The sequence below is a fragment of the Streptomyces sp. NPDC002032 genome, assembly GCF_042890765.1.
GTDB lineage: Bacteria > Actinomycetota > Actinomycetes > Streptomycetales > Streptomycetaceae > Streptomyces.
Genome location: NZ_JBIASM010000004.1, coordinates 33,414 through 53,440, shown reverse-complemented (window position 1 = coordinate 53,440; position 20,027 = coordinate 33,414). Strand labels below are relative to the sequence as shown.

Genomic DNA, 20,027 nt, shown 5'->3' with positions numbered 1-20,027 from the left:
ACGAGAGCCGCCCTTCGGGATGATTCGCCGGGCGACCGCGTCCTCCAGGGTGAGCAGGGACCGCCCCTCCTCTCCGAAAGGAACGGCCCTTCGTGCGCATGAACCCGCCGACGCCGCCGACTCCCCCGACTCCGCGCGCACCCCGCGTCGCGTCCCTCCTCGCCGCCGCCGGCCTCCTCGCCACCGCCCTCCCGCTGCTGTCCGCGACGCAGGCGGCCGCCGACCCCGCCCCCGCTCCGGTGGCCGACTACCAGCCCCAGAAGCCCTCCTGGCAGCGGTGCGACGCCGAGCAGCCGGCCTCGTACGAGTGCGCGACCATCAAGGTGCCGCTCGACTACCGGCGGCCCGAGGGGCGCAGGATCGACCTCGCGATATCCCGGATCAAGAGCCGCGACCCCGCCCGCCGGCACGGGGTGCTGCTGATGAACCCGGGCGGTCCCGGCGGCTCGGGCCTCGATCTGCCGCTGATGGCCGACACGTCCATGCCGCAGGAGGTCAGGGACCGGTACGACCTGATCGGCTTCGACCCGCGCGGGGTCGGCCGGAGCAATGCGATCACCTGCGGTCTCACCGAGTCCGAGCAGAACTTCGACCGCGCCTACCGGCCCGAGACCTACGCCGCCGACGTGGCCTGGGCGCGCACGGTCGCCGACAAGTGCCGTGAGAAGGCGGGCGACGTCCTCCCGTACGTCACCACCCGCAACACCGCCCGCGACATGGACGCGATCCGCGCGGCCCTGGGCGAGCGGAAGGTCTCCTACCTGGGCTATTCGTACGGGACCTACCTCGGCGCGGTGTACACGCAGATGTTCCCGCGGCGCACCGACCGCTTCGTCCTCGACAGCGGGGTCGACCCGCAGCGCGCCTGGCGCGGCATGCTCCAGGTGTGGGCGACCGAGGCCGAGCCCGCGTTCGCGCGCTGGACGCGGTGGACGGCGCCGCGGGACGGCGAGTTCCACCTCGGGACCACCCCGCAGGCGGTGTCCCGGACCTTCTGGGACCTGGTGGCGCGGGCGGACCGCGATCCGATCGTGCTCGACGGCCAGAAGCTGAGCGGTGACGACATCCGCGCCGCCCGGGGGTTGTTCTTCTACCCGGCGAGGGCGGCCCCGCTCGTCAGCGCGCTCAAGGCGGCGGCCGAGGGGAAGCCGCTGCCGGCCGGGCCGTCGGCGGGCGAGCTGCTGAAGACCCTGCGGCCGGAGCCCGGGCCGGACACCGGTGTCGCCGTCTTCTGGTCCGTCGTGTGCGGGGACACCGATGCCTGGCCGCGCGATCCCGAGCGCTACCGGCGCGACGCCGCGCAGGACAAGCGGCGGTACCCGCTCTACGGGGACATGGCCTCCACCATCAAGCCGTGCGCCTTCTGGCAGCGGCCGCTGGAGGCGGCGACGCCGATGAAGACCCGTGCGGACGTGCTGACCGTGCAGAACGAGTGGGACTCGCAGACCCCGCTGGTCAGCGGGCAGGGGCTGCACCGCGCGCTGAAGGGCTCCCGGATGGTGCTGGCGCTCGGCGGCGAGGGCCACGGCGTGTACCTGGCCGATCCGGGGTCCTGCGCCAACGCCCCGGTCAACGCGTACCTGGCCTCGGGCCGGCTGCCCGCCGCGGACGTGACCTGCCGGACCGAGCCGGGCGCCGCCCGGCGCGGTACTGGCCCGCAGCGCCCGTTGCCGTTCCCGGTGGCGCCGCAGCGCTTCTGACCCGGGCCGCCGGGGCGCGTCCCCGGCGGCGGTGGTCAGCGCGGCAGGGACGCCTCCGCCGCCGCCTTGATGCGGCGTCCGAAGGCGGGGGCGTCCTTGCGGGCCGCGCCCAGCGCGAAGCCGGCCAGGAGCTTGCCGAGGCCGTGCCCTTCGAGGGTGTTGAAGATGCGCACCCGGGTACGGCCGCCGGGCAGCGGCTCCAGGTCGTAGCCGCCCTCGGCCGTCACCAGGTTGCGGCTCTGCTCGCTCCAGCGGATCAGCCCCGGCGGTTCGAAGCCGGTGATGCGGAACTCCCGGCCGGTCTTCATCCCGGCGTCCTTCACCGTGCTGCGGAAGACGGTCCCGAGCGCCGTGGGGCCGTCCGGGGTCTTGGTGATCCGCTGCACGCGGGGGCTGAAGTCGGGGTCGTTGCGGCCGTCGGCGAGGTAGGCGAACACCTCCTCGACGGGCCGGTCGACCTCCACGGTCGCCTCGAACTGTCCGGCCATCGGCGCACCTCCGGGCGTGAGTCGTGCGCGTACGGCGTCCGCGTGCGTGGGGTCGGTCCGCGTACGGCGTCCGCGTGCGGCCCCTGCGGGCCCTGGGGACTCACGATCCCAGACCCGCGTCCCGGGCGCGCGCCGGGCTCCGCGGCGCCGTGGGCCCGGGAGCCGTGCCGGGGCGGCTCCCGCGCAGCGGGGTCAGCAGCCCGGCCGCGAGGATCAGCAGGCAGGCCGCGCCCGCGCCCAGGCTCACCGCCGGGACCCCGTGCCGGGCGGCCAGCACCGTCAGCACCACCGCCCCCGCCGGCCCGGAGGCGTTGTGCACCGTCCAGAAGGCGGAGGTGACCCGGCCCAGCAGCGGCCCGGGGGTGATCTCCTGGCGCAGGGTCATGGAGCAGACGCCGCCCAGGGTGAGTCCGAACATGAACACCGCCGCCGCCAGTGCGACCACCGGCAGGCTCCGGCTCACCCCGGTCACCGCCACCCCGAGCCCGATCAGCGCGGTGGAGCCCAGCCAGCAGGTCCCGAATCCGAGGGCGCGGCGCAGCGGCCCGGCCGCGAAGGCGGCGGCCCCCGCGCCGAGCCCGCTCACGGCGATCACGTAGCCGAGGGTGGCGGCGGACCGGCCGAGGTCCTCCTGGACCCGGTAGATCAGCAGGTCGGTGGCGCCCACGGTGATGAAGGTCAGCAGGGTGAGCAGGACGGTCAGGGACCGCAGCACGGGCTGGGCCCACAGGAAGCGGAAGCCGGTCAGGAACATCTCCCGGAAGCCGCCGCGCGCCGCCGCGGCGGCCCGTCCCTCCCCGTGGCGGCCGAAGCGCACCCAGCGCAGGCTCAGCGCCGACACCGCGAAGGTGGCCCCGTCCACGGCGAGGGCCCAGCCGGCGTCCGCGCCGGTGGTGATCAGCCCGGCGGCCACCGGCCCGAGCAGGGTCCCGAGGGCGAAGGTGCTCATCAGCCGCCCGTTGGCGGCGGTCAGGTCCCGGGGCGGGACCAGTCCGGGCACGGCGGTCACGTACGCCACGTCGAACAGGGCCTTCAGGGCGGCCACCGGGACGGCCAGCGCGTACAGCAGCCAGATCCGCGGGCCGGCCAGCCAGAGCAGGGGCAGCGCGCACAGCAGTACGGCGCGCAGCAGGTCGCACCCGATCATCAGCCGCCGCCGGTCGGTCCGGTCGACGACGGACCCGGCGAAGGTGCTCGTCACGATCCCGGTGGCTCCGCTGACGGCGGTGAGCAGCCCGAGCCGGCCGACGTCGCCGGTGGCGTCGTAGACCATCAGCGGCAGGGCGAGCAGCGAGATGGATCCGCCGGTCACGGAGAGCGCCTGGCCGAGCCAGAAGACGGTGAAGTCCCTGTTCCGGCCGAGCGGTGCCGGCTCCGGTTCCAGCTCCAGCTCCGGCTCCGGCTCCGGCTCCGGCTCCGGCTCCGGCTCCGGCTGCGGATGTGGCGGGGCGCCGCTCGTGCTCACCCGAGCAGGGCGTAGACCGTGGAGGCCTTGGCGGCCGGCTCGTGGCCGCCCTCCGGGGTCAGGGTGATGTCGGCGAAGGCCATCCGCTTGCCGAGCTTGGTGATGCGTACGTCGACCAGCACGTCGGCGCCGCTGACGGGCCGCTGGAAGCTCGTGGACTGCTGGACGGTGGTCATCGGGCCGTACGCACCGCGCGCCGCGCTGATGGCGATGACGGTGGCGGTGTCGGCGGCGGCCATCAGGGCCTGGCCGCTCAGGCCGCCGCCGTCCCGGGCGAGGGCGTCGGACCAGGGCAGCCGCAGGACGGCGTGCCGCTCGCCGGTCTCCTCGACGGTGAGGCCGAGGGCGAGCACCCAGGGGGCGAAGTTGTCGTGCAGGATCTTGTGGGCGTCAGCCGGGGTCAGCGTCACCCGGAGATTGTGGCGGTCCGGCCCGGGCCGCCACAACTCCCTTTTTGCGCAAGGGCCTCAGAGGCGCGCGGCCAGCTCCGTGCCCTGGCGGATGGCCCGCTTGGCGTCGAGTTCGGCGGCCACGTCGGCGCCGCCGATCAGGTGCGCCCCGACCCCGGCGGCGCGCAGCGCCTCGTACAGGTCGCGGCGCGGTTCCTGCCCGGTGCACAGGACGACGGTGTCGGCGGGGACGAGGTGCGGCTCGCCGTCGACGGTGATGTGCAGGCCCTCGTCGTCGATCCGCTCGTACGTCGCCCCGGCGACGGAGACGACCCCGCGGTGCTTGAGCTCCGCACGGTGGATCCAGCCGGTGGTGGTGCCCAGACCGGCGCCCACCTTGGTGGTCTTGCGCTGGAGCAGGTGCACCCGGCGCGGGGGCGCGGGCCGCTCGGGGGCGGTGAGGCCGCCGGGGCCGGTGTAGGCGGTGTCGACGCCCCAGTGGCGGAAGTAGACCTCGGGGTCCTGGGAGGCGCCCTCGCCGCTGTCGGTGAGGAACTCGGCGACGTCGAAGCCGATGCCGCCGGCGCCGACGACGGCGACGCGCTCGCCGACGGGGGCGCCGTCGCGCAGCACGTCGAGGTAGCTGACGACGTTCTCCCGCTCCACGCCCTCGATGGCGGGGGTGCGCGGGGTGACGCCGGTGGCGACGACGACCTCGTCGAAGCCGGCCAGGGCCTCGACGTCGGCGCGGGTGTTGAGGCGGACCTCGACTCCGCTCGCGGTCAGCTGGCTGCCGAAGTAGCGGATGGTCTCCTCGAACTCCTCCTTGCCCGGGATGCGCCGGGCGACGTCGAGCTGGCCGCCGATGTGGCCGGAGGCCTCGAAGAGGGTGACGGCGTGGCCGCGGCCGGCGGCGGACACGGCGCAGGCGAGTCCGGCGGGTCCGGCGCCGACGACGGCGACGCTCTTCTTCGTCCGCGTCGGGGACAGGACGAGCTCGGTCTCGTGGCAGGCGCGCGGGTTGACCAGGCAGCTGGTGATCTTGCCGCTGAAGGTGTGGTCGAGGCAGGCCTGGTTGCAGCCGATGCAGGTGTTGATGGTCTCGGAGCGGCCGGCCGCGGCCTTGGCGACGAAGTCGGCGTCGGCGAGGAAGGGGCGGGCCAGCGAGACCAGGTCGGCGCGGCCGTCGGCGAGCAGTTCCTCGGCGATCTCGGGGGTGTTGATGCGGTTGCTGGTGACGAGGGGCACGCTCACCGCGCCCATCAGGCGCTTGGTGACCCAGGTGTAGGCACCGCGCGGGACGGAGGTCGCGATGGTGGGGATGCGGGCCTCGTGCCAGCCGATGCCGGTGTTGATGATGGTGGCGCCGGCCGCCTCGACCTCCTTGGCGAGGTGGACGACCTCGTCGAGGGTGGAGCCGCCGGGGATCAGGTCCAGCATGGAGAGCCGGTAGATCAGGATGAAGTCGGGGCCGACGGCCGCGCGGGTGCGGCGGACGATCTCCAGCGGGAAGCGCACCCGGTTCTCGTAGGCGCCGCCCCAGCGGTCGGTGCGCCGGTTGGTGGCGGCGGCGATGAACTCGTTGACCAGGTAGCCCTCGGAGCCCATGATCTCGACGCCGTCGTAGCCGGCCAGCTTCGCGAGGCGGGCGGCGCGGACGAAGTCCTCGATGGTCCGCTCGACCTCGATGTCGGTGAGGTCGTTGGGGACGAAGGGGCTGATGGGGGCCTGGAGGGGGCTGGGGGCGACCAGGTCCTTGTGGTAGGCGTACCGGCCGAAGTGGAGGATCTGCATCGCGATCTTCCCGCCCTCGGCGTGCACCGCCTCGGTGATCACCCGGTGCTCGGCGGCCTCGTCCTCGGTGGTGAGCCGCGAGCCCCCCTCGAAGGGGCGGCCTGCGTCGTTGGGGGCGATGCCACCGGTGACGATCAGCCCGGCGCCGCCGCGGGCGCGCTCGGCGTAGAAGGCGGCGAGGCGCTCGAAGCCGCCCTCGTGCTCTTCGAGGCCGGTGTGCATCGAGCCCATGATCACGCGGTTCGGCAGGGTGGTGAACCCGAGGTCCAGGGGGCTCAGCAGGTGCGGGTACCGGCTCTGGCTCGCGGAGCTCTGCGGGTTCATCTGGGGTGCCTCCTCGCACGGGGTGATGGACCCGTTCTAGCGAGACTCCGGGGGTTTTGCAACTAGGTGCATAACCTGCCCCCGGCCCGGCCCGCCCGGAATCAAGGCGACGGCCCGCCCCCGCGGGCGGGCCGTGTGGCGCAGTTCACGCCCCGCCGAACCGGGCTGGGGGCAGCCCGCCCCTCAGCGGCGGTGCAGGCGGACGGTGAGGATCTGGAAGGGGCGCAGGGTCAAGGCGATCTTGCCCGCGCGGGTGACGGGGCCCACCGCGGAGCCGTCCAGGGGGCGCTCCAGGAGGTCGCTCTCCACCGCCGCGGCGACGGGGAAGCCCGGGGTGAGGGTGGCGGTGGCGCGGCCGCCCCGGGACTCGTAGAGGCGGACCACCACGTCACCGCTGCGGTCCTCGGCGAGCTTGACCGCCTCGACGACGACCGCGTCCTCGTCCACCGCCACCAGCGGGGCGACCGGGCCCGCGCCCGTGACGACGCGCTCCGGGAGGTTCAGGGCGTGGCCCTCGCGGACCGCGTCCCCGAGGGTGGCGCCCGGGGCGAGGGCGAAGCGCAGGGTGTGGCGGCCCTGGTCGGTCTGCGGATCCGGGTAGCGCGGGGCGCGCAGCAGGGAGAGGCGGACCGTGGTGGTCTGGCCGCCGTCGGGGCGGACGTCGCGGGTGACGTCGTGCCCGTACGTGGACTCGTTGAGCAGGGCCACGCCCCAGCCGGGCTCCTCCGCGTGGATCCAGCGGTGGGCGCAGATCTCGAACTTGGCCGCCTCCCAGGAGGTGTTGGTGTGAGTGGCCCGGTACACGTGCCCGAACTGGGTTTCCGAGGCGGTCCGTTCGGCCTTCACATCCAGGGGGAAGGCGGCCTTGAGGAACTTCTCCGTCTCCTGCCAGTCCACGTCCGTGACGATGTCGACGGTCTTGGCGCCGGTGCGCAGGGTGAGGGACTGGGTCACCGTGGAGGCGCCGAAGGAGCGGGTCGCCGTGACGGTCACGGCCTCGGGGCCCTGCTCGGTGACCTCCAGCGCGTCGAGCTCCACCAGGTCGGTGACCTTGTTGCGGTAGAAGGAGTCGATGTCCCAGGCGTCCCACATGTTGGGGAAGTCGGGGTGGATCTGGAGGAGGTTGGCGGCGGCTCCCGGGGCGAGGGCCTCCCGGCCCTGCTCCAGGTCGTAGGCGGAGACGAGCAGGCCGCGGCCGTCGATCTCCAGGAGCAGCCGGCCGTTGGCCAGGACGTGGCCGCCGCCGTGCCGTTCCTCGACGGTGACCGGCTGTCCGGAGCCGTGCGGCCGGTCCGCGCCCCCGGCCGGGATCCCGCGCCGGGTGTGCGGGGCGCAGTTGAAGACCAGCTCCTCCTCGCCCCGTCCGGCGAGCGCGGTCTGCGCGGCGAGGGTGACGGCGCGCAGTTCCTCCCGTACCCGGGCGTACGTCTCGCGCGCCTCGCGGTGCACCCAGGCGATGGAGGAGCCGGGCAGGATGTCATGGAACTGGTGGAGCAGGACGGTCTTCCAGAGGCGCTCCAGGTCCGCGTACGGGTACGCGAAGCCGGGGACGCGGACGGCGGCGGTGGCCGCCCACAACTCGGCCTCGCGCAGCAGGGATTCGCTGTGCCGGTTGCCCTGCTTGGTCTTGGCCTGGGAGGTGTAGGTGCCGCGGTGCAGCTCCAGGTACAGCTCGCCGGCCCAGACGGGCGCGTCCTCGTACTCGGCGCGGGCCTTCTCGAAGAAGGCGTCGGGGCGCTCCACCTCCACGCGCGGGGAGCCGTCGAGGTCGCGCTGGCGCCGGGCCCGGGCCAGGTGTTCGCGGGTGGGGCCGCCGCCCCCGTCGCCCCAGCCGAAGGGCGCCAGGGAGCGCGTACCGCGGCCCTTCTCGCGGTAGTTGCGGGCGGCGTGGGCGAGCTGGGCGCCGCCGAGGTCGCCGTTGTAGGTGTCGACGGGCGGGAAGTGGGTGAAGACGCGGGAGCCGTCGATGCCCTCCCACCAGAAGGTGTGGTGGGGGAAGGCGTTGACCTGGGACCAGGAGATCTTCTGGGTGAGGAACCAGCGGGAGCCGGAGAGCTTGACGATCTGCGGCAGGGCCGCGGTGTAGCCGAAGGAGTCGGGCAGCCACACGTTGCGCGTCTCGATGCCGAACTCGTCGAGGAAGAACTTCTTGCCGTAGAGGAACTGACGGGCCATCGCCTCGCCGCCGACCATGTTGGTGTCGGACTCCACCCACATCCCGCCGACGGGCACGAACTGGCCGTCGGCGACCTTCTTCTTGACCCGCTCGAACAGGGCGGGCCGGTGGGTCTTGATCCAGTCGAGCTGCTGGGCCTGCGACATGGCGAAGACGAACTCGGGGTGTTCGTCCATGAGGGCGAGCACGTTGGACGCGGTCCGGGACACCTTGCGCACCGTCTCGCGCAGCGGCCACAGCCAGGCGGAGTCGATGTGGGCGTGGCCGACGGCGCTGATCCGGTGCGCGGAGGCACGGGCGGGGGCGGCGAGCACGGCGGTGAGGCGGGCGCGGGCGGCGGCGGCCGTCCCGGGGACGTCGGCGAGGTCGACCTCGTCCAGGGCGGCGTCGACGGCGCGCAGGATCTCGTAGCGGCGGGCGTCGGATCCGTCGAGCTGCGTCATCAGCTCGTGGAGGACTTCGAGGTCCTGTACGAGTTCCCAGGCCTCGGTCTCGAAGACGGTGAGGGCCATCCGGCCGAGCCGGTAGAGGGGCTGGTCCGAGCTGGTGAGCCGGTCGCCCTCGGAGGTGGGCGCGTGCTGGACCAGGACCGGGTTGGAGGCGGCCTCCACGTACCACTCGACCGGCTCGCCGCCCGCCGCCCGGTCGGCCACCCGGACCCAGTCGTTGTACGGGTTGAGCCCCTTGACCTCGCTGCCGTCGGGGCGGTGGACCAGGCCCTCGCACTGGAAGCCGGGCATCATCCGGTCGAAGCCGAGGTCGAGCACGGCCTCGACGGTACGGCCCGCCCAGTCGGCGGGTACGGCGCCGGTGACCTTGAACCAGGTGGTGCCCCAGGCCGGGCCCCAGGCCTCGCCGGGCGTACAGGGGGTGTAGGCGGCGGTCAACGCCTCGGCGACCGGGACGGGCTCGGCCGGGGCCTCCCAGCGCTCGACGGTGAGCGGGACCGGGTGGGTGTGGACGGCGGGCTTGACGCGCTCTTCGAGGACGCGGCGCAGGCGCTGTTCGGTGATGCTGCGGTCGTCGTGCACGGCGGCGGCTCCTGGGGACGGCGGATCGGAAGGGGTGGCGGCGGGCGGTCCGGACGGCGGGCGGTCCGGACGGCGGGCGGTCCGGACGGCGGGCGCGGGGGCGGACGGGAGCCGGCGGGCGGGCGGCCCCGCGTGGCGGCTCAGGTCTTGACGGCCCCCTCGCCCACGCCCTTGAAGAAGAAGCGCTGGAGGGCGAAGAACAGGAGCATCATCGGGATCAGCGCGGCCATGGCGCCGGCGGCGATGATCCGCTGGTCGCTGGTGGTCGTCGCACCGGCCAGGGTCTTCAGGCCGAGCTGGAGGGTGTAGTGCTCGCTGTCGGTCAGCACCAGCAGGGGCCACAGGAAGTCGTCCCAGGCGCCCATGAAACTGGTGATGCAGACCACGGCGAGGGCGCCCCTGGCGGCCGGGAGGAAGACCCGGGTGAAGCGCGTCCACTCGTTCGCCCCGTCCAGGACCGCGGCCTCCTCGATCTCCTGCGGAACGGCCAGGAAGGACGCCCGCATGATCATGATGTTCAGGACGGACACCGCGCCGGGCAGCCAGACCCCGATCAGCGTGTCGACCAGGCCCATCTCGCGGACCGTGAGGAACATCGAGATCATCACGGACTCGAAGGGGAACATCAGGGTGGCCACCAGCACGGTGAAGACCGCCCTGCGGCCCTTCCAGGAGGCCCGGGACAGGGCGTAACCGCCCATCGCGGCGAAGAGCAGGTTCGAGACGATCGCGAGGACGGCCACCGTGAGGGTGTTCCCCACGTACGCGAGCAGCGGGAAGGACTCGGCGACGCGGACGTAGTTGTCGAGGGTGGGCCGCGAGGGCAGCACCCCGTCGTAGACGTTCTCGGTGCGGCCCCGGATCGAGGTGAGGAACTGCCAGACGATCGGCCCGAGCATCACCGCGAGCATCAGCAGCAGCGTGGCGTACCGGGCGGCGAGGCCGAGCACCCGGCGCCTGCGGGCCTCCCCGGCGGCGTCCGCGCTCACTCCTCGTCCCCCTTCGACAGCCTGCGGCCGAGCAGGCTGAAGCCCAGCGTCAGGAGGAACAGCAGGATGGAGAGGGCCGAGGCGTAGCCGGTCTCGCCGGAGAAGCCGAGGCCGACCTGCCGGATCAGGAAGGGCAGGGTGCGCGAGCCGCCGCCGGGGCCGCCGCTCTCGCCGCCGAGGATGTAGATCTCGGTGAAGACGCGCAGCGCGGAGATGGCGGAGAGCGTGCCGACCAGCAGCATCATCGGTTTGACCTGGGGGACGGTGATGCTGAAGAAACGGCGCAGGGGGCCGGCTCCGTCGAGGGAGGCCGCCTCGTGGAGGGAGGCGGGGACGTTCCCGAGGGCGGCCAGGTAGAACACCATGTAGTAGCCGAGGCCCTTCCACACGGTCACGATCATGGCGGAGACCAGCAGCATCGTGCTGTCGGTGAGGAACGGGACCGGCCCGGAGACCACCCCGATCCGCTGGAAGACGGTGTTGACCAGGCCGTCGCTGCGCAGCACCCACTGCCAGATGAGGCCGACGACCACCGCCGAGGCGATCACCGGAGTGTAGAAGGCGGAGCGGAAGAAGCCGATGCCGGGAACCTCGCGGCGGACGAGGACCGCGAGGGCCAGCGGCAGGAGGACCAGGCAGGGCACGACCACGACGAGGTAGAGCACGCTGTTGCCGGTGGCCACCCAGAAGTCGGGGTCGGCGAGGGCGCGGGTGTAGTTGTCGAGGCCGACGAAGGAGCCGCCGCGCAGGATCTGGGAGTCCGTGAAGGAGAGGATCACCGTGTTGACGAACGGCCAGAGGCTGAAGAGCGCCACCATCAGCAGGCCGGGCGCGAGGAAGAGGTAGGGGACCCACCACCTGCGGTGCGCCGGGCCGCCGGGGCCGGCCCGGGCGGCCCGGCGCACCGCGCGCGGCCTCCCGCGCCCGGCGGGCGGAGCGTCCCGGGCGACGGTCGCGGTCACTTGCGTACCGCCGCCGCGAGCAGCGCGTTGGCTTCCTCCTGGGCCTTGCGCACCGCCGTACGGGCGTCCTGTTCTCCGGTGATGGCCTTCTGCATCTCGCGGACCACCGCGTCGCCGACCTGGGTGGTCCATTCGACGGGCGTGTTGGCGTCCAGGCCCGCGGTCGTCAGCTGGCGGGCGCCGATCGCGCGGGCGAGCGTCTCGGCGTCCTTGCCGTCGCCCCGGTCGGAGAAGTAAGGGTCGGCCAGGCCCCGGGCGTTGGAGGGGTAGATGGTGGCCTTCTTGGCGAACTCCACTTGATTGGGGCCGTTGGTGACCCATTTGGCGAACTCGGTCGCGGCGTCGAGGTGCCGGGTGTCCTTCCTGATGCCGAGGGACTGGGCGTAGATGCCGATGTGGCCGAGGCTGCCGGTCACGGCGCCGGCCACGCGGGTGTGCCCGTAGACCTGCGGGGCGTTCAGCTTGATGTCCTTGACGAAGCCCGGGGAGCCGGGCCCGAAGACCAGCTTCCCGGCGCCGTACAGCTGGTTGATGTCGTCGGCCTTCAGGAGGGACTCCTTGGGCATGGCGCCCTTGGCGTAGAGGTCCTTCATCCGTTCGGCCCAGGCGACGGCCTTGTCGGTGTCGAAGGTGAAGCGGTCGCGGCCCGCGTTCAGGACCGGGACGCCCATCTTCTGCCAGTCCCCGGGCAGCCTGCCCTTGGGGTCGGCCATGAAGGCGGCGTACCGGCCGCCGGAGCGGGCGGCGATCCGCTCGGCGCTGTCGAAGAACTGCTCGACGGTCGTGGGCGGTTGCTCGGGGTCGAGGCCCGCCTCGCGGAAGAGCTCCTCGTTGAAGGTGAGGACCTCGGGGGTCACGTACCAGGGGTAGGCGTACACCCCCCGGCCCTTGCCGGCCAGTCTGAACTGCTCCCAGGCGCCCGGTACGTAGTCCTCGGCGACGGCTCCGTCGAGGGCGGCGACGTCCGCGAGCATGCCGCGGTCGCCGAGCAGCTGGAAGGAGTCGGTGGACAGGTTGATCACATCGGGCAGGGCTCCGGCCTGGGCGTCGGCGACGAGCTTCTCGTTGTAGCCGTCGCCGGGGACGTCCTCCCACTTCACCTTCGCGTCCGGGTACTTCTTCTCGAAGGAGTCGATGACGCCCTGGACGTACGCGGTGTACACGGGCTTCAGCTGGAGCGTGCGGAAGGTGATCCGCCCGGCCACCTCGCCGGTCTTCTCCGCCTGCCGCACGCCCCCCGCGTCCCCGTTCATGCCGCAGGCGCCGAGCGCCAGCAGGGAGCCCGCCACGGCGGTGGCGAAGGCCGTACGGGTCAGCTGTGAACGGGTCATCGTCGCCGCCTCCGGGAGAGTTCCGGCCCCTTTGCCGGAACGCTCCGCACCACGCTGTCCGCACATCCCGGGCCCGTCAACGGGGCCGGATTCCCGCTGGCCGACGGGAGATGGCCGCGGAGCGGGACGACGGTCCGGACCCGGCGCGAGGCCGCTCCTGGCCGGCCCCGTCCACCTGGACTGATGCGCTTTAGTTGACCCTCCCGGGAAGCGATGGCGCTTTGCCGGCGAAGGCGATGGGAGGTCAGGCTTTGACTTCTTATCGCCGGTCGGTGAAGGACATGCGCGGATACGACTAATGCGCTTTATCCCGGGCCCCCGAAACCCGGATCCGCCGTCCGGGAGGCGGGCGAGGGCCCGGCGGTACGGGGCCTACTTCATGGCGTACCGGGCCTTGTCCGCGAGCTTGCCGTCCTTGAAGCAGAAGCGGAGCACGTCGTCGCCGCTGCTCGCGCTCGACACGTACCAGGCACACGTGCTGCCCGCGGGCTCGGCCGGACCGCCTTCCTTGAGGGCGTCCTTGACGAAGGTCTCGCCCGAGGGGAGCTTCGCCCGGACCTCGGACTCCGGATCGCCGACGGCGACCTGCGCGTACACCTTCGGGTCCACCAGGGTCTTGTCGGCGATGTCGCGCACCTTGGAGACCCCGAAAACGAGGGCCACGACGATCCCGATCCCCACCACCAGCGCGACTCCGCAGCCGATCAGACATCCCTTGCGCTGAGCCATCGCCCGTTTCCTCCGTGCCGTCGCGTTCCGTGCTGACCCTGCGACCTTCGCAGGGGACGGGGCGGGCGGGCTGTCCCCCAAAGTCTTCGGCCGCCGCGACGATCGTCGTTCGGGGCCGAACCCCGTCCTGCGTGTATACAGGGAGGAAAGCAGGACGATCCGGACGACCGAGAGGTACCCGCCGTGAGTGAGACCGTCGAGCCCCTGATCGTCGTCGGAGTGGACGGTTCTCACCATTCGAAGGAAGCCCTGCGCTGGGCCGTCGGCCAGGCCAAGGTCACCGGGAGCCGGGTACACGCCGTCATGAGCTGGCAGTGGAACACCAATCCCTTCGCGGTGGGCATCGTGGAGCAGGCGGCACTGACCTCCGCCGAGGAGGGCGCGCGCCAGCGCCTGGCGGACACCGTCGCCGAGGCGGTCGGCACCTCCCCCGGGGTGCCGGTCTTCCGCCGGGTCGAACAGGGGGCCCCGGCCCAGGTGCTGGTGGAGGCCTCCCGCGAGGCGGAACTGACGGTGGTCGGCACCCGGGGCCACGGCGGGATCAAGGGGGCGCTGCTGGGCTCGGTGAGCCAGCAGGTCGTCCAGTACGCCGCGAGCACGGTGGTCGTCGTCCGCGACGGGCGGGACGCCCCTCACAGCTAGTGCCGATGGGATCGGGCTCCCGTACTGATCAGAGGCCGGCCGGGTCGGTGTTGGCTCCGCAGAGGACGACCGCGACCCGCTCGCCGAGGGGCTCCGGCGCGGTGCGCAGGGCGGCGAGGGCGGTGGCGGCCCCGTTCTCGACGACGATGCGGTGCTCCTCCCACAGGGCCCGGCGGGCGGCGGTGATCGCCGTGTCGGGGACGAGGACGGAGGTGGCGTTCCCGGCCCGGGCGGCGGCGAGGGCGTCGGCGGAGACCCGGCTGGCGCCGAGGGAGTCGGCGGCCACGGAGTCCACGGGGACGTCGACCGGGCGGCCCGCCTCCAGGGCGGCGTTCAGGGCGCGGCAGTGTTCCGGCTCGGCCGCGACCACCCGCACGCCGTATTCCCGCGCGGCAGTGGCGACGCCCGCGAACAGGCCCCCGCCGCCGACCGCGACGACGACGGTGTCCAGGCCGGGCAGGGCGGAGCGGATCTCCTCCAGGAGGGTGCCGGCGCCCGCGGCGACGAGCGGATGGTCGTAGGCGTGGCTGCCCAGGGCCCCGCTCGCGGCCGCGAACTCCCGGCAGGCGGTCTGCGCTTCGGCGTACCGGTCGCCCACGAGGCGTACGTCGGCCCCATAGCCGCGCAGCCGGTCGACCTTGACGCGGGGCGCGCCCACGGGCAGGAACACGGTGGCGGGCACGCCGTGCGCGCGGGCCGCCCAGGCGCAGGCGAGACCGGCGTTGCCGCCCGAGGCGATGGTGACTCCGGCGGCGGGGAGCGAGCCGGCCTCACGGTGGGCGGCGAGGAAGTTGTGCGCGCCGCGGGCCTTGAAGGAGCCGGTGTGCTGGAGGTACTCCAGGGCGTACCAGACGCCTTCGGCGGCGGGCACGACGGCGGCGGGGCGGACCGTCCCGGCTATCCGGCGGGCGGCGGCGCGGACGGCGGCGTGGTCGAGCTGCTGTTCCATGGACGGGCTGCCTTTCAGGGCGGTGGGTCGGGGACGGACGGTGGGGCTGGGACGGACGGTGGGGCTCAGCGGGCGGGCCGGGCCGCGGCGGGCCGGGCCGCTTCGATGAGCTGGCGCAGGGCGCCGTAGTACACCTCGTGGTCGGTGAGCGGGGGCAGTACGTCGGCCAGCCCGCCGGTGAGCACGGGGAACTCGGCCGGGTCCAGGGCGGCGAGGGCGGCGCGGGAGGCGGCGGTGGCGGCGTCCGGGTCCCGGTGGTCGACGAACGCCGCGCTGCCCAGGGTGAGCAGGTACATCCGGCGGTAGACGGTCATCGCCTCGGCGGGGCTCATCCCGGCGGCGACGCTGTCGGCGAGGGCGGGTTCGACGAGGCGGGCCAGCAGTTGGCGGCCGAGCCAGGGGCGGCCGCCGCGCAGCACGAGCAGTCCGGGGTGGGCGGTGAGCAGCCGGTAGAGCGCGCCGAACCGCTGCTCGGTGGCCTCGGCCCAGTCGGTGCCGGCGGGGATGTCGGGGAGCCGGGCGGCGAGGTGCTCGGTGCACAGGTCGAGCAGTCCGGCGAGGTCGGCGCAGCGCCGCTGGACGGTGGCGTGGGAGACGCCGAGGCGGTCGGCGAGGGCGCGGAAGCTGAGCGCCCCGGGGCCTTCCTCGTCGAGGATCCGCAGGGCACAGACGGCGATGGTCTCCGGGGTGGCACGGTCCAGGGCGGCAGATGTCCTCGGCATGAGATACAGCGTATCAGCCACTGACACATACGCCGTATCGACGGGGGTGCCGGTTCCCGACTACACCCATATTGCTGGTCATTGATCCATAACCGTTGACTTGTGTTGACAGCGGGTAGTCGCACCGCTGCACTGAGCGCACGAAAGCCCCCCTGCCTCCCGCCGGTACGCCACCACGTCAAGGAGAACCCGTGCCGCCTCGCCTGCGTGCGTCGCTCCCCTGCCTGACCGCGGCCGCCCTGCTCGCCCTCGCGCTCCCGTCCGCTCCGGCGACGGCCGAGCCGAGGGCCACCTGGGACACCCCGCTCGCCCTCACGCCGCCCATGGGCTGGAACAACTGGGCGCACTACATGTGCGACATCGACGAGGCCACCGTGGTCGCCAACGCGGACGCGCTCGTCTCCACGGGCCTCGCGGCCAAGGGCTACGACACGGTGACGGTCGACGACTGCTGGATGCGCAAGGAGCGCGACGCCGGGGGCGCCCTGGTCGTCGACACGCAGAAGTTCCCGCACGGGATGGCCTGGCTCGGCGCGTACCTCCACGCCAGGGGGCTGAAGTTCGGCATCTACGAGGACGCCGGCTCCCTCACCTGCGAGCGCTACCCCGGCAGCGGCGCCCCCGAGGGCGGCGGCGCGGACCACTACGCCCGCGACGCACGGCAGTTCGCGTCCTGGGAGGTGGACTACGTGAAGATGGACGGCTGCAACCTGTGGATTCCTCCGGGGAAGACCAAGGAGGAGGCCTACCGGGACGCCTACAACTCCGTCGCCCGGGCGCTGCGCGACAGCGGGCGCCCCATGGTGCTCTCCGCCTCCGCGCCCGCCTACTTCCAGCAGGGCGAGTGGGGCGGCGCCGACTGGCACAAGGTCCTCGACTGGGTCGGCGAGACCGGTCAACTGTGGCGCGAGGGGCGCGACATCAAGGTCTTCAAGGCGGCCGCCCCCGACACCTCACGGTGGAGCTCGGTCCTCGGCAACTACGGGTACAACCGCTGGCTCGGCCGGTACGCGGGCCCCGGCAGCTGGAACGACCCCGACTTCCTGATCGCGGGCGCCCCGGGGCTCACCGAGGCGGAGAGCCGCAGCCAGGTCGGACTGTGGGCCATGATGGCGGCCCCCTTCATCCTGTCCTCGCAGGTCTCGGAGCTGAGCCCGGGCGGCCTCGCGGCCCTCGGCAACACGCGCCTGATCGCCCTCGACCAGGATCCGGCGGGCCGGCAGGGCGCGGTCGTCTCCTCCAACGCCACCTTCGAGGTGCTGGCCCGGCCGCTGGCGAACGGCGACCGCGCGGTCGCGGTCCTCAACCGCTCGGGCAGCGCCCGCGACGTCTCGGTGCCGCTGGCCGACATCGGGCTGCGCGCCTGCACGGCGGAGGCCGAGGACCTGTGGACCGGGACCACCACGCGGGTCTCCGACGCGCTGACCGGACGGCTCGCCGCGCACGACACGGCGGTCTGGCGGCTCACCCCGCACGGCTGCGCCGAGGCGGTACCGACCGGGCAGATCAACGGACTCGGCGCCCGGTGCGCGGACGGGGCCAACACCACCGGCGTCGGAGCGGTCGTCCTCGCGGGGTGCACGGCCGGCGCCGACCAGCGCTGGACCCTGGGCGGCGGCGGACGGCTGCGGCTGGCCGGGGAGTGCCTCACGGCCGGCCCCGACGGGTCGGTGGCCCTGACCGACTGCGCGCCCGGCCGCCAGGCCGGGCAGAGCTGGCACCACCGCCGCGACGGGGCGCTGGTCGAGGAGACGAGCGCGCGGTGCCTGACGGCCCCGGCCGCGCCCGCGACCCCCGACACCCCCGCCGAGCGGCTGCGGCTCGCCCCCTGCGGTGACCACCAGGCCGACCAGGTCTGGTCCCTTCCGGTCTGACGGAGCGCTGATGACGACGATTCCCCCGCCCCGCGGCCGCCGCGGGGTACGGCCCGCGCTGCCCGCGCTGGCCGCCGTACTCCTGACCCTGACGGGCACGGCCGCGGCGCCGGGCACGACGGCGGCCGCCACGGCCGTCCCCGGCACGGTCCACCCCGCCACGGCCGTCCCCGGCACGGTCCACGCCGCCGCGCCCCTCACCGGCCCGGCCCGCCCCGTCGTGCCCGGGCCCCGGACCTTCGACGCCGCTCCCGCGCGGGCCGCCCTGCAACGGCTCCTGCCTCGGCACGCCGCGCAGTTCACCCTCGTCCCCGACCCGGCGGCCGGGGCGGACACCTTCACCGTCTCCGGGACGGCGGGCGCGGTCACCGTGCGCGGCTCCACCGGCGCGACCCTGCTCACCGGTGTCGGCTGGTACCTCCAGCACGTCGCCGGGGTCGACATCGGCTGGCCGGGCGACAGCCTGGGGATGCTTCCGGCGACCCTGCCCGCCGTGCCCCGGCCGGTCACCCGCAGCGCGCTCGTCCCGCACCGGTACGCCCTCAACGACACCGACGACGGGTACGCGGGCCCGTACCGCTCCTTCGAGGACCACCAGCGGCAGATCGACCTGCTCGCCCTGCACGGGGTCAACGAGGTCTTCGTGCAGGTCGGCGCCGAGTACCCGTACTACAAGGCGCTCCAGGGGTTCGGCTATTCGGCCGCCGAGCTGCGGGAGTGGATCCCCGGCCCCGCGCACCAGAGCTGGTGGCTGCTGCAGAACCTGAGCGGCTTCGGCGGCCCGGTCACCGAACGCCTGGTGCGCGAGCGCGCCGCCCTGGGCGGCCGCATCGCCGCTCAGCTGCGCGGGCTCGGCATGACCCCGGTGCTGCCCGGCTACTTCGGCACGGTGCCGCCGGGGTTCGCCGCCCGCAACCCGGGCGCCACCACCGTGCCCCAGGGCGACTGGGCCGGCTTCGACCGGCCCGACTGGCTGGATCCGGCCTCGCCGGTGTTCGGACGGCTCGCGGCGGCGTACTACGCCGAGCAGCGGGCGGTGTTCGGGGACAGCGCGATGTACCGGATGAGCCCGCTGCACGAGGGCGGGCAGACCGGCAGCGTCGATGTGAAGGGCGCCGCGCGGGCCATCCAGGGCGCCCTGCACACCGCGCATCCGGGGGCGCTGTGGGCGGTACTGGGCTGGCAGGACGACCCGACGCCGGAGCTGCTCGCCGGCGTGGACACCTCGAAGCTGCTGATCCTGGACGGGCTCTCCGACCGGTACAACCGGCTCGACCGGGAAGCCCGTTGGGGCGGGGCCCCGTACGCCATGGGCACCATCTACAACTTCGGCGGGCACACCACGATCGGCGCCAACACCTCGGTGTGGCTGGACCGCTTCGCCTCCTGGCGCGCCAAGGACAAGAGCGCGCTGGCCGGTACGGCCTACCTGCCGGAGGCGACGGGGACCAACCCGGCGGCCTTCGACCTGTTCACCGACCTCGCCTGGGAGCCGGCGCCGGTCGACCAGCGGGCCTGGTTCGCCGCCTTCGCCGCCCGCCGCTACGGACGGCCCGACCCGGAGGCCGCCGCGGCCTGGGAGGAGCTGCGCAAGGGCCCGTACAGCACCTCCTCCGGGCTGTGGTCGGAATCCCAGGACAGCCTGTTCACCGCCCGGCCCTCGCTGACCGCGGCCGGGGCCGCGTACTGGAGCCCCAAGTCCATGCGCTACCAGGCCGGTTCGGTGCGCCGGGCCCTGGACCACCTGCTGCGAGTGGCACCGGGACTGCGCTCCTCCAGCGCCTACCGGTTCGACCTGGTCGACACCGCCCGGCAGGCCCTCGCCAACCACTCGCGGGAGCTGCTGCCGCAGATCAAGGCCGCGTACGAGGCGAAGGACGCGGCTCGGCTGCGCGAGCTGACCGGACAGTGGGCCGAAGGGGAAAGGCAGTTGGACGCGCTCACCGGCACCGACCCGAACTTCCTGTTCGGCCGCTGGCTGGCCGCGGCCCGCTCCTGGGGCACGACCCCGGCGGAACAGGACCGCTACGCGTACGACGCGCGCTCGATCCTCAGCGTGTGGGGGCGCCGCAGCACCAGCGAGGGCGGCTTCCTGCACGACTACGCGAACCGCGAATGGAGCGGCCTGGTCTCGGAGTTCTACGCCAAGCGGTGGGAGCTCTACTTCGACGGCCTGCAGGAGGCGCTGGCGCGGCGGGCCGCACCCCGGGAGATCGACTGGCACGCGTACGAGGAGCGGTGGGCGCGGGGCACCAGCCGCCCGCCGGCCACGCCGAGCGGCGATCCCTACGCCAGGGCGGCCGCGGTGGCCGCCGCCCTGGCGCCGGCGGCGGCCACGGACTGACCCACCGCGCCTACCACACCGGACCCCGACGCGCACGCGGCACGCCGCAGCCTTCACCCGTGCGGGTGAGGCACCCTACCCGGACGGAGGAGATTCGATCCGGGGGCTCCCTCCCGGC

General features: G+C 73.7%; 15 protein-coding genes. 4 read left to right on the top strand and 11 right to left on the bottom strand.

The window, feature by feature from the left end:
- Positions 1-98: 98 nt before the first annotated feature.
- A complete protein-coding gene (locus tag ACFYYT_RS11870; protein ID WP_351826530.1) occupies positions 99-1,700 on the top strand; it encodes an alpha/beta hydrolase in 1,602 nt (533 codons plus the stop codon).
- A 35-nt stretch (positions 1,701-1,735) separates the two neighbouring features.
- On the opposite strand, the gene ACFYYT_RS11865 is transcribed toward ACFYYT_RS11870, so the two are convergent.
- From ACFYYT_RS11865 to ACFYYT_RS11825, 9 genes are all read right to left on the bottom strand, one after another.
- The gene (locus ACFYYT_RS11865; protein WP_351826496.1) at positions 1,736-2,188 is read right to left on the bottom strand and encodes an SRPBCC family protein; all 453 of its coding nucleotides are present in this window, start codon (positions 2,186-2,188) and stop codon (positions 1,736-1,738) included.
- 100 nt (positions 2,189-2,288) lie between these two features.
- Positions 2,289-3,653, bottom strand: coding sequence for an MFS transporter (locus ACFYYT_RS11860; protein WP_351826497.1), 1,365 nt, complete (start codon positions 3,651-3,653; stop codon positions 2,289-2,291).
- The gene (locus ACFYYT_RS11855) at positions 3,650-4,063 is read right to left on the bottom strand and encodes a PaaI family thioesterase (protein WP_351826498.1); all 414 of its coding nucleotides are present in this window, start codon (positions 4,061-4,063) and stop codon (positions 3,650-3,652) included. The genes ACFYYT_RS11860 and ACFYYT_RS11855 overlap by 4 nt, the downstream gene beginning before the upstream one ends.
- 57 nt (positions 4,064-4,120) lie before the next feature.
- Entirely contained in the window at positions 4,121-6,160 is a 2,040-nt protein-coding gene (locus ACFYYT_RS11850) for an NADPH-dependent 2,4-dienoyl-CoA reductase (protein ID WP_351826499.1), read from the bottom strand.
- Between the two features lie 183 nt (positions 6,161-6,343).
- On the bottom strand, positions 6,344-9,367 hold the full coding sequence (locus tag ACFYYT_RS11845; RefSeq protein WP_351826500.1) for a glycoside hydrolase family 38 C-terminal domain-containing protein: 3,024 nt from the start codon (positions 9,365-9,367) through the stop codon (positions 6,344-6,346).
- Between the two features lie 140 nt (positions 9,368-9,507).
- The gene (locus ACFYYT_RS11840; RefSeq protein WP_351826501.1) at positions 9,508-10,356 is read right to left on the bottom strand and encodes a carbohydrate ABC transporter permease; all 849 of its coding nucleotides are present in this window, start codon (positions 10,354-10,356) and stop codon (positions 9,508-9,510) included.
- Positions 10,353-11,318 carry a carbohydrate ABC transporter permease gene (locus ACFYYT_RS11835; protein ID WP_388607639.1) on the bottom strand — a complete coding sequence of 322 codons (966 nt, stop codon included), beginning with the start codon at positions 11,316-11,318 and terminating at the stop codon, positions 10,353-10,355. Before ACFYYT_RS11835 ends, ACFYYT_RS11840 begins: the two co-directional genes overlap by 4 nt.
- A complete protein-coding gene (locus ACFYYT_RS11830; protein WP_351826502.1) occupies positions 11,315-12,649 on the bottom strand; it encodes a sugar ABC transporter substrate-binding protein in 1,335 nt (444 codons plus the stop codon). Before ACFYYT_RS11830 ends, ACFYYT_RS11835 begins: the two co-directional genes overlap by 4 nt.
- Positions 12,650-13,021: 372 nt before the next feature.
- Positions 13,022-13,378: a hypothetical protein gene (locus ACFYYT_RS11825; protein ID WP_351826503.1), complete on the bottom strand. Its 357-nt coding sequence runs from the start codon at positions 13,376-13,378 to the stop codon at positions 13,022-13,024.
- Between the two features lie 183 nt (positions 13,379-13,561).
- On the opposite strand from ACFYYT_RS11825, the gene ACFYYT_RS11820 reads away from it, so the two are divergent.
- Complete coding sequence (locus ACFYYT_RS11820; RefSeq protein WP_351826504.1) at positions 13,562-14,020, top strand: universal stress protein; 459 nt, start codon at positions 13,562-13,564, stop codon at positions 14,018-14,020.
- A 28-nt stretch (positions 14,021-14,048) separates the two neighbouring features.
- Here ACFYYT_RS11820 and ACFYYT_RS11815 read toward each other — a convergent pair whose 3' ends face one another.
- Positions 14,049-14,969 carry a serine/threonine dehydratase gene (locus tag ACFYYT_RS11815; protein ID WP_351826505.1) on the bottom strand — a complete coding sequence of 307 codons (921 nt, stop codon included), beginning with the start codon at positions 14,967-14,969 and terminating at the stop codon, positions 14,049-14,051.
- Between the two features lie 65 nt (positions 14,970-15,034).
- On the bottom strand, positions 15,035-15,691 hold the full coding sequence (locus ACFYYT_RS11810) for a winged helix-turn-helix domain-containing protein (protein WP_351826506.1): 657 nt from the start codon (positions 15,689-15,691) through the stop codon (positions 15,035-15,037).
- Between the two features lie 191 nt (positions 15,692-15,882).
- On the opposite strand from ACFYYT_RS11810, the gene ACFYYT_RS11805 reads away from it, so the two are divergent.
- Together ACFYYT_RS11805 and ACFYYT_RS11800 are read left to right on the top strand one after the other, a co-directional pair.
- Positions 15,883-17,565 carry a ricin-type beta-trefoil lectin domain protein gene (locus ACFYYT_RS11805; RefSeq protein ID WP_351826507.1) on the top strand — a complete coding sequence of 561 codons (1,683 nt, stop codon included), beginning with the start codon at positions 15,883-15,885 and terminating at the stop codon, positions 17,563-17,565.
- Between the two features lie 10 nt (positions 17,566-17,575).
- The gene (locus ACFYYT_RS11800) at positions 17,576-19,909 is read left to right on the top strand and encodes an alpha-N-acetylglucosaminidase (RefSeq protein ID WP_351826508.1); all 2,334 of its coding nucleotides are present in this window, start codon (positions 17,576-17,578) and stop codon (positions 19,907-19,909) included.
- Positions 19,910-20,027 lie beyond the last annotated feature (118 nt).

Bases quoted from the DNA above. Each gene is read 5' to 3' on its own strand.
- ACFYYT_RS11870 (WP_351826530.1), top strand. From the start codon at position 99: ATGAACCCGCCGACGCCGCCGACTCCCCCGACTCCGCGCGCACCCCGC.
- ACFYYT_RS11865 (WP_351826496.1), bottom strand. From the start codon at position 2,188: ATGGCCGGACAGTTCGAGGCGACCGTGGAGGTCGACCGGCCCGTCGAG.
- ACFYYT_RS11850 (WP_351826499.1), bottom strand. From the start codon at position 6,160: ATGAACCCGCAGAGCTCCGCGAGCCAGAGCCGGTACCCGCACCTGCTG.
- ACFYYT_RS11830 (WP_351826502.1), bottom strand. From the start codon at position 12,649: ATGACCCGTTCACAGCTGACCCGTACGGCCTTCGCCACCGCCGTGGCG.
- ACFYYT_RS11825 (WP_351826503.1), bottom strand. From the start codon at position 13,378: ATGGCTCAGCGCAAGGGATGTCTGATCGGCTGCGGAGTCGCGCTGGTG.
- ACFYYT_RS11815 (WP_351826505.1), bottom strand. From the start codon at position 14,969: ATGGAACAGCAGCTCGACCACGCCGCCGTCCGCGCCGCCGCCCGCCGG.
- ACFYYT_RS11810 (WP_351826506.1), bottom strand. From the start codon at position 15,691: ATGCCGAGGACATCTGCCGCCCTGGACCGTGCCACCCCGGAGACCATC.
- ACFYYT_RS11800 (WP_351826508.1), top strand. From the start codon at position 17,576: ATGACGACGATTCCCCCGCCCCGCGGCCGCCGCGGGGTACGGCCCGCG.